Raw genomic sequence first — 8,187 nt, 5'->3', positions numbered from 1 at the left:
TCTGTTCGTGCATGTGGTGCATGTGGTGCATGCGTGCCGCGCGTTTCCGCACGTCCGTGACGTGTGCGCGACCTCGCCATGCTGTCACCCGCACGTACGGTGGCGGTATGGGTGTCGTGACGGATATACGCGACCGGTCGCGAGCGGCGAGACTGGTTCCGGCCGTATTGCGTGCGAGGGCCGGGAGGAGCGGAAAGCGGACCGTGTCGCTGTTCTGGCGGATCTTCTCGCTCAACGCCGCGGGCCTGGTCGTGGCCACCGCGCTGCTCCTGGGACCGGTGACCGTCTCGACCCCCGTCCTGCCGCACGAGGCCCTCATCCTCCTCGCCGGCCTCACCGCCCTGCTCGCCGGCAACGCGGTCGTCCTGCGTCTCGGGCTCACCCCGCTGCACCGGCTGGGCCGTGCCATGAGCACCGCCGACCTGCTGGTGCCCGGCGCCCGTCCGGAGGTCGCCGGGCCGGCCGAGGCCGCCGAGCTGATCGCGACGTACAACACGATGCTCGACCGGCTCCAGGCCGAACGCGCCGCCGGCGCCGGACGCGCCCTCCAGGCCCAGGAGCGCGAGCGCCACCGCATCGCCCGCGAGCTGCACGACGAGGTCGGCCAGACCCTCACCGCCGTCCTGCTCCAGCTCAAGCGCGTCTCCGACCGGGTGCCCGGCGAGCTGCGCGAGGAGGTGTCCCTCGCCCAGGAGGCCACGCGCGCCGGTCTGGACGAGATCCGCCGCATCGCGCGCCGGCTGCGCCCCGGCGTCCTGGAGGAGCTCGGCCTCGCCAGCGCCCTGCGCGCGCTCACCGCCGAGTTCACGCACCACGGGCTCACCGTCGCCCACCACGTCCCCGGCGACCTGCCCCCGCTCACCCCGGAGGCGGAACTCGTGATCTACCGGGTCGCCCAGGAGAGCCTGACCAACACCGCCCGCCACGCCGCCGCCGACCGCGCCGACCTCACCCTGCGCCCGCTGCCGGGCGGCATCGAACTGCTCGTCCGCGACAACGGCACCGGCCTCGGCCAGACCCCCGAGGGCGCCGGTATCCGTGGGATGCGCGAACGGGCCCTGCTGATCGGAGCCGAGATCCACCTCGAACCCGCCCCCGGCCGGGGCACCGACGTACGCCTGCGCATCCCGGTCCCGGCCGGGCCCCCTCCGTCCGCGGACCGGCAGGGGGACGCGACCCCGGACCCGGACCGGACGACGGCGCCGGCCGCGGACCCGGCCACGGACCCGACGGCGGCGTCGGCCGTAGACCCGACCACCGACCCGACCGCAGACCGCCCCGGAGACCGCACCTGATGTCCGCACGGCCCCCGATCCGCGTCCTGCTCGCCGACGACCACACCCTCGTGCGCCGCGGAGTGCGCCTCATCCTGGACGGCGAACCGGACCTCACGGTCGTCGCCGAGGCCGGGGACGGCGCCGAGGCCGTCGCGGCGGCACGGGCCACCGAGGTCGACCTCGCCGTCCTGGACGTCGCCATGCCCCGCATGACCGGCCTCCAGGCGGCCCGAGAGCTCTCCCGCCGCCTGCCCGAGCTGCGCATCCTCATCCTGACCATGTACGACAACGAGCAGTACTTCTTCGAGGCCCTCAAGGCCGGGGCCTGCGGCTACGTCCTCAAGTCCGTCGCCGACCGCGACCTGGTCGAGGCGTGCCGGGCGGCGGTGCGCGACGAGCCGTTCATCTACCCGGGCGCGGAGCGGGCCCTCGTCCGTTCCTACCTGGACCGCCTGCACAGCGGCGGCGGCCTGCCCGAACGGCCGATCACCGAGCGCGAGGAGGAGATCCTCAAGCTCGTCGCCGAGGGCCACACCTCGAAGGAGATCGGCGAGCTGCTGTTCATCAGCGCCAAGACCGTCGAACGCCACCGCGCGAACCTCCTCCAGAAGCTGGGCGTCCGCGACCGCCTGGAACTCACCCGGTACGCGATCCGCGCGGGTCTCATCGAGCCCTGACCAGCCCTGACCTGCCGCGACCCCGGTTGTCCACAGGCGGCCCGGGCCACCACCGCGGACCGCCTACCCTTAGTGCCATGAGCAGCATCGACCGGAGCCAGTCAGTGGGCGGCACGCGCACCTACGAAGTACGCACCTACGGGTGCCAGATGAACGTCCACGACTCCGAGCGATTGTCCGGACTGCTGGAGGACGCGGGCTACGTCCGCGCCCCCGAGGGCGCCGACGGCGATGCCGACGTCGTCGTCTTCAACACCTGTGCCGTCCGGGAGAACGCCGACAACAAGCTGTACGGCAACCTCGGCCACCTCGCCCCGAAGAAGGCGAGCCGTCCCGGGATGCAGATCGCGGTCGGCGGCTGCCTGGCGCAGAAGGACCGCGACACCATCGTGAAGCGGGCCCCCTGGGTCGACGTCGTCTTCGGCACGCACAACATCGGCAAGCTTCCCGTGCTGCTGGAGCGCGCCCGCGTGCAGGAGGAGGCGCAGGTCGAGATCGCCGAGTCCCTGGAGGCGTTCCCGTCCACCCTGCCCACCCGCCGCGAGAGCGCCTACGCGGCCTGGGTCTCCATCTCCGTCGGCTGCAACAACACCTGCACCTTCTGCATCGTCCCGGCGCTGCGCGGCAAGGAGAAGGACCGCCGCCCCGGCGACATCCTCGCCGAGGTCGAGGCCCTGGTCGCCGAGGGCGTCAGCGAGATCACCCTCCTCGGGCAGAACGTGAACGCGTACGGCTCCGACATCGGCGACCGCGAGGCCTTCAGCAAGCTGCTGCGCGCCTGCGGGAACATCGAGGGCCTGGAGCGCGTCCGCTTCACCTCCCCGCACCCGCGCGACTTCACCGACGACGTCATCGCCGCCATGGCCGAGACGCCGAACGCGATGCCGCAGCTGCACATGCCGCTCCAGTCCGGCTCCGACCCGGTGCTGAAGGCAATGCGCCGCTCCTACCGGCAGGAGCGCTACCTCGGGATCATCGAGAAGGTGCGGGCGGCCATCCCGCACGCGGCGATCACCACCGACATCATCGTGGGTTTCCCCAGCGAGACCGAGGAGGACTTCCAGCAGACCCTGCACGTCGTGCGCGAGGCCCGCTTCGCGCAGGCCTACACCTTCCAGTACTCCAAGCGCCCCGGGACCCCGGCCGCCGAGATGGACGGCCAGATCCCCAAGGCGGTCGTGCAGGAGCGGTACGAGCGCCTGGTCGCCCTCCAGGAGGAGATCTCCTGGGAGGAGAACAAGAAGCAGGTCGGCCGCACCCTGGAGCTGATGGTCGCCGAGGGCGAGGGCCGCAAGGACGGCACCACCCACCGCCTCTCCGGCCGCGCCCCCGACAACCGCCTCGTGCACTTCACCAAGCCCGAGCAGGAGGTTCGCCCCGGCGACGTGGTGACCGTCGAGATCACCTACGCCGCCCCGCACCACCTCCTCGCCGAGGGCGCGGTGCTGGACGTGCGCCGGACGCGTGCGGGCGACGCCTGGGAGAAGCGCAACGCCGCGGAGCAGGCCAAGCCCGTCGGCGTCATGCTGGGCCTGCCGAAGATCGGCGTGCCCGAGCCCCAGCCCGCCGTGGCGAGCGGCTGCGGCGGCGACTGACCGCAGGGCACGCTGCCGGGCGGCGGCCGGACGGGGTTACGCTGCCGATCATGCTTGTCGCCGCCGCAGTCTGCCCCTGCCCGCCGCTCCTCGTGCCGGAGGTCGCCGCGGGTGCCGCCCCCGAGCTGGACGCCGCGCGCGCCGCGTGCACGGACGCGCTGGGCGTGCTCGCCGCCGCCCGGCCCGACCGGCTCGTGGTCGTCGGCCCCGCGCCGGACGCCGGGCCCGAGACCTACCCGGCGGGCACGCGCGGTTCGTTCCGCGGCTTCGGCGTGGAACTGGACGTGCGCCTCGGCGCGGACGAGGCTCCGGACAGGTCCCCCGACGAGGCCCCCGACCAGGCATCGGGCGGTGCCTCGCGTCCCGGTCCTGCGCTGCCGTACGGGCTGGCCGTGGGCGCCTGGCTGCTGCGGCGGACCGGGTGGGCCGACGCCCCCGTCGAGGGTGTCGGCGTCGGCGAGCACCTCCCGGCCGAACGGTGTGCCGCCCTCGGCCGGGACCTCGCGACCCGGGCACCGCGGGTGGCGCTGCTGGTGCTGGGCGACGCCAGCGCGTGCCGCACGCTCAAGGCCCCCGGGTACCTGGACGAGCGGGCGGCGCCCTTCGACGCGGAGGCCGGGCGTGCCCTGGGGACGGCGGACGTGGCCGCCCTCGCGGCGCTGGACGCGGGACTGGCCCGCGAGCTGAAGGTGTCCGGGCGGGCGCCCTGGCAGGTCCTCGCGGGCGCAGCCGAGGGCACGGCCCTCACCGGCACGCTGCTGTACGAGGACGTGCCGTACGGGGTGGGATACGTGGCGGCCGCCTGGTCTTAGGGCACGGTCCGCGGGCCGGCCGCGAGGGCGGACCGGGCATGACGGCGGACGGCCACGAAGCTGATCCGCTCCGCGGCCGTCCGTCAATGTGCCGTGCACCGGCCGACGTGCCGATGACTCACCCGGCCTTGCCGAAGCCTTTCCGTCCGCGCCGAAAAGCGTCCCGTTCACGCCCGGGCGCGCGGCGGCTCAGGAAGTCGGCGGCAGGGGCCCCGCCGGAGGCGTGCCGCCGGGCGGGGTGCCCGGAGTGCCTCCGTCGTGGTCCTGGTGGGCGAGGCGGTCCCGGGCGCCCTTGGCCTTCTCCGTACCCGTCTGGATCCGGTCGCTGTACTTGCCCTTGGTCCTCTCGTCGACGGTCTTCGCCACCTTGTCGAGACCGCGGTCGATCTTGTCGCCGTGCTGCTGCGCGAGGTCGGAGACCTTGCCCTTAGCCGGCCCCAGCCTGGCCTTCAAGTTGTCCAGCAGACCCATGGTTCGCCTTCCCTCACGGGGCGGTCAGGTGCGGGCGCCCTTGTCGGCCTCGTTGTCGACGGCCTCCCCCGCGGACTGCTGCTTGGGGATCCCGACGCTCTCGGAGTCGGCGGCCTCCGCCGGTTCCGGCACCGCCGCCGCCGTCTCCTCGGCACCGGCGACGGCTGATCCCTTCGCCTCGGCCGCGTCCTCGTCCGCCGCGCTCCCGGGAGCCGGTGTCTCGGCCCGCGTCTCGGCGGCCGACGCCTCCTCCGTGGCCTTCGACCTCCGAAAGAGCCGTGCAAAAACGCCCATATCAACTCCATACGTTACTCGTGCGGGCGAAATCCCGCGGCATCCGGTGCGTCCGTTCGCGCGGTCGCGACAGGCGCCCCGTGCGCCGGGGGTGAGAACCCCGCAACGGGCAACGAGCCCCGTCGCGCACCGTCACGTAACTCGTTCGAGGGCAGGGTCCGAGGTTTGGGAGACTGGGGCGGTGAGCAGCGCACCCCCCGCCCCCCGCGTCATCGCCGTCGTCGGTCCCACCGCGGCCGGAAAGTCCGATCTGGGCGTCTTCCTGGCCGAGCGACTCGGCGGCGAGGTCGTCAACGCCGATTCCATGCAGTTGTACCGAGGGATGGACATCGGCACCGCCAAGCTGACGCCCGAGGAGCGCGGCGGAGTCCCGCACCACCTGCTCGACATCTGGGACGTGACCGTCACGGCCTCGGTCGCCGAGTACCAGCGCCTCGCGCGGGAGCGGATCGACGCGCTGCTCGCCGCGGGACGCTGGCCGATCCTGGTCGGCGGCTCCGGGCTCTACGTCCGCGGCGCCGTCGACAACCTGGAGTTCCCCGGCACCGACCCCGAGGTCAGGGCCCGGCTGGAGGAGGAGCTCGCGCTGCGCGGCTCGGGGGCGCTGCACGCGCGCCTGGCCGCCGCCGACCCCGGGGCCGCACGGGCGATCCTGCCGAGCAACGGGCGCCGGATCGTCCGGGCGCTGGAGGTGATCGAGATCACCGGCAAGCCGTTCACCGCCAACCTCCCCGGCCACGACTCGGTCTACGACACCGTGCAGATCGGCGTCGACGTGGCCCGCCCCGAACTGGACGAGCGCATCGCGCGCCGCGTCGACCGGATGTGGGACACCGGTCTGGTCGACGAGGTGCGCGCACTGGAGGCGCACGGGCTGCGCGAGGGGCGTACGGCCTCGCGCGCGCTGGGCTACCAGCAGGTGCTCGCGGCGCTCGCCGGCGAGTGCACGCTGGACGAGGCGCGGACCGAGACCGTCCGCGCCACCAAGCGCTTCGCGCGCCGTCAGGATTCGTGGTTCAGGCGCGATCCGCGGGTGCACTGGCTGAGTGGGGCTGTGGCGGATCGCACGGAACTTCCGCGGCTCGCGCTGTCGTTGGTCGAACGACCGGTTACAGCCTGATCACGTGATGGCATCGGGACGCCCCGGCCGTCATCGCGGCCTTCGGCGCCGTGCCATCATCGAGCTTCGATCGACCGAGTGAGTCCTAGTTGGGAGGGCGCGTGGCGATGGAGGCCGGCCCTCGTGACACCGCACCGAGCACCGAGCACGGCGCCGCCGACCCCGGCGACGCGGAGCCGGACGGAGCCCGCCTGAGCCCCGACGGTCCCGACGAGACGCCGGACGGTGTGGCCGCCGACGGCCCCGAGCCCGACGAGATGTACGGGGACGAGGTCGAGGTGGAGCTGCGACCGCAGCGGCGCCTGCGGATCTGGCAGCTCGCACCCATCGTGTGCCTGGCCTCGCTCGGCTCCCTGATGTTCGCCTTCCCGCTCGCCTTCGACTTCGGCGACAGCGGGGCCGTGATCGCGATGCTGGGGCTGCTGATCTGCTCCTGCGCGGCCGGCTGGGGCATGATGGCCGCCCGCCGGGTCGGCCACACCTGGCCGGGTCTGCCGCAGCGCGGTTCGGGCCGCCGCGCCGACTGGCGCGTGATCCTCGCCTACGTCCTCGCCGTCGCCGCCGTCGTCGTCCTGGCCGTGTGGCGGGTGGCCCGCCTGCGCGGCTGACACCCCGGGCGCCGCGGGACCACGCCGCGGACCTGCGCCGGTGCCGGTGAGCGGCCCTGCCGTCCCGAGGGCTGGAGCGCTCGTCGTCGTGTCGGGGGTAAGCCGTACGATCGAGGAATGAGCACGCGGATCGCCTTCCTCAAGGGTCACGGCACCGAGAACGACTTCGTGATCGTCCCGGACCCCGAGAACGCCGTCGACCTGCCGCCCGCCGCCGTCGCCGCCCTGTGCGACCGCCGCGCGGGCATCGGCGGCGACGGACTGCTGCACGTGGTGCGGTCCGCGGCGCACCCCGAGGCCAAGGGCATGGCGGCCGAGGCGGAGTGGTTCATGGACTACCGCAACGGTGACGGCTCGGTCGCCGAGATGTGCGGCAACGGCGTACGGGTCTTCGCGCGCTACCTCCAGCACGCCGGCCACGTCACCGCGGGCGACCTCGCCGTCGCCACCCGCGGCGGCGTCAAGCGGGTGCACCTGGCCAAGAACGGTGACGTCACCGTCGGCATGGGCCGGGCGCTGCTCCCCGAGGGCGACGTCGAGGTGAGCGTCGGCGAGCGCAGCTGGCCCGCGCGGAACGTGAACATGGGCAATCCGCACGCCGTGGCCTTCGTCGCCGACCTGGACCACGCGGGCGACCTGTACGACGCGCCGCCGTTCCGGCCGGCCGCGGCCTACCCGGACGGGGTGAACGTGGAGTTCGTGGTCGACCGGGGCACCCGCCACGTGGCGATGCGCGTGCACGAGCGCGGCTCCGGGGAGACCCGCTCCTGCGGCACCGGCGCGTGCGCCGTCGCCGTCGCCACCGCCCGCAGGGACGGCGCCGACCCGGCGGTCACCGGCACCCCGGTGACGTACACCGTCGACGTGCCCGGCGGCACCCTGGTGATCACCGAGCGGCCCGACGGCGAGATCGAGATGACCGGCCCCGCGGTCATCGTGGCCGAGGGCGAGATCGACGCGACGTGGCTGGAGGAGGTCCTGAACTGAACCACAGCCCGGTCCATGACACTCAGTGCGAAAACGTAAACCCTCGGGCCTTCGCTCGAATGGGTGATCCGTTTCACGCTCGGCGAGAGGCGGTCAGCGGTACGTGATGGGCTCGATAGCATCAAGCACCGGCCCGGACGGGGGATCGATGCCATCCCCTGAGCCGTGTCCGCCCTGGGGCACCCCGTCCGCCGGTCCGTGCAGCCGGAGGTGCCCATGAATGCGGAGGCCGTGAATCCCGCGAGCCCAGGCCCTGTGACGCCGCCGGCCGCCGGCGCCGCCACCCCGGCGGCACCCCGCAGGAAGGCCCGCGCGCGGATCGACCTGCGCCGGCTGGGCCGCGCCG

The 8,187-nt window shown here is 73.6% G+C and carries 9 protein-coding genes; 7 read left to right on the top strand and 2 right to left on the bottom strand.

Translation table 11 applies throughout. The features are described 5' to 3' along the window. Nucleotides 1-107 precede the first annotated feature (107 nt). From GTW67_RS09305 to GTW67_RS09290, 4 genes are all read left to right on the top strand, one after another. Nucleotides 108-1,295: a histidine kinase gene (locus GTW67_RS09305; RefSeq protein ID WP_237518750.1), complete on the top strand. Its 1,188-nt coding sequence runs from the start codon at nucleotides 108-110 to the stop codon at nucleotides 1,293-1,295. Beyond that, complete coding sequence (locus tag GTW67_RS09300) at nucleotides 1,295-1,954, top strand: response regulator (protein WP_161164332.1); 660 nt, start codon at nucleotides 1,295-1,297, stop codon at nucleotides 1,952-1,954. The genes GTW67_RS09305 and GTW67_RS09300 overlap by 1 nt, the downstream gene beginning before the upstream one ends. 77 nt (nucleotides 1,955-2,031) lie before the next feature. Beyond that, a complete protein-coding gene (gene miaB, locus GTW67_RS09295; protein WP_161164331.1) occupies nucleotides 2,032-3,549 on the top strand; it encodes a tRNA (N6-isopentenyl adenosine(37)-C2)-methylthiotransferase MiaB in 1,518 nt (505 codons plus the stop codon). Nucleotides 3,550-3,599: 50 nt separating this feature from the next. Next, nucleotides 3,600-4,361, top strand: a complete 762-nt coding sequence (locus GTW67_RS09290; protein WP_161164330.1) for a class III extradiol dioxygenase subunit B-like domain-containing protein — start codon at nucleotides 3,600-3,602, stop codon at nucleotides 4,359-4,361. A 189-nt stretch (nucleotides 4,362-4,550) separates the two neighbouring features. Here the strand turns inward: GTW67_RS09290 and GTW67_RS09285 are convergent, their stop codons facing one another. Both GTW67_RS09285 and GTW67_RS09280 read right to left on the bottom strand, forming a co-directional pair. Further along, entirely contained in the window at nucleotides 4,551-4,832 is a 282-nt protein-coding gene (locus GTW67_RS09285; protein WP_161164329.1) for an antitoxin, read from the bottom strand. A gap of 24 nt (nucleotides 4,833-4,856) precedes the next feature. After that, nucleotides 4,857-5,126: a hypothetical protein gene (locus tag GTW67_RS09280; protein ID WP_161164328.1), complete on the bottom strand. Its 270-nt coding sequence runs from the start codon at nucleotides 5,124-5,126 to the stop codon at nucleotides 4,857-4,859. Between the two features lie 181 nt (nucleotides 5,127-5,307). Between GTW67_RS09280 and miaA the strand changes: the two genes are divergently transcribed. The 3 genes from miaA to dapF all read left to right on the top strand — a co-directional run bounded on the left by miaA (nucleotide 5,308) and on the right by dapF (nucleotide 7,841). Next, nucleotides 5,308-6,246 carry a tRNA (adenosine(37)-N6)-dimethylallyltransferase MiaA gene (miaA, locus tag GTW67_RS09275; RefSeq protein WP_161164327.1) on the top strand — a complete coding sequence of 313 codons (939 nt, stop codon included), beginning with the start codon at nucleotides 5,308-5,310 and terminating at the stop codon, nucleotides 6,244-6,246. Nucleotides 6,247-6,353: 107 nt separating this feature from the next. Then, nucleotides 6,354-6,854: a hypothetical protein gene (locus tag GTW67_RS09270; RefSeq protein WP_161164334.1), complete on the top strand. Its 501-nt coding sequence runs from the start codon at nucleotides 6,354-6,356 to the stop codon at nucleotides 6,852-6,854. A gap of 117 nt (nucleotides 6,855-6,971) precedes the next feature. Further along, entirely contained in the window at nucleotides 6,972-7,841 is an 870-nt protein-coding gene (dapF, locus tag GTW67_RS09265) for a diaminopimelate epimerase (protein WP_161164326.1), read from the top strand. The last annotated feature ends 346 nt before the right edge of the window (nucleotides 7,842-8,187 follow it).

Origin of the sequence: Streptomyces sp. SID5910 (assembly GCF_009862125.1) — a bacterium.
Classification (GTDB): domain Bacteria; phylum Actinomycetota; class Actinomycetes; order Streptomycetales; family Streptomycetaceae; genus Streptomyces.
Note: the sequence above shows the minus strand (reverse complement) of the source record. Positions and strands in the feature narration are given on the sequence as shown.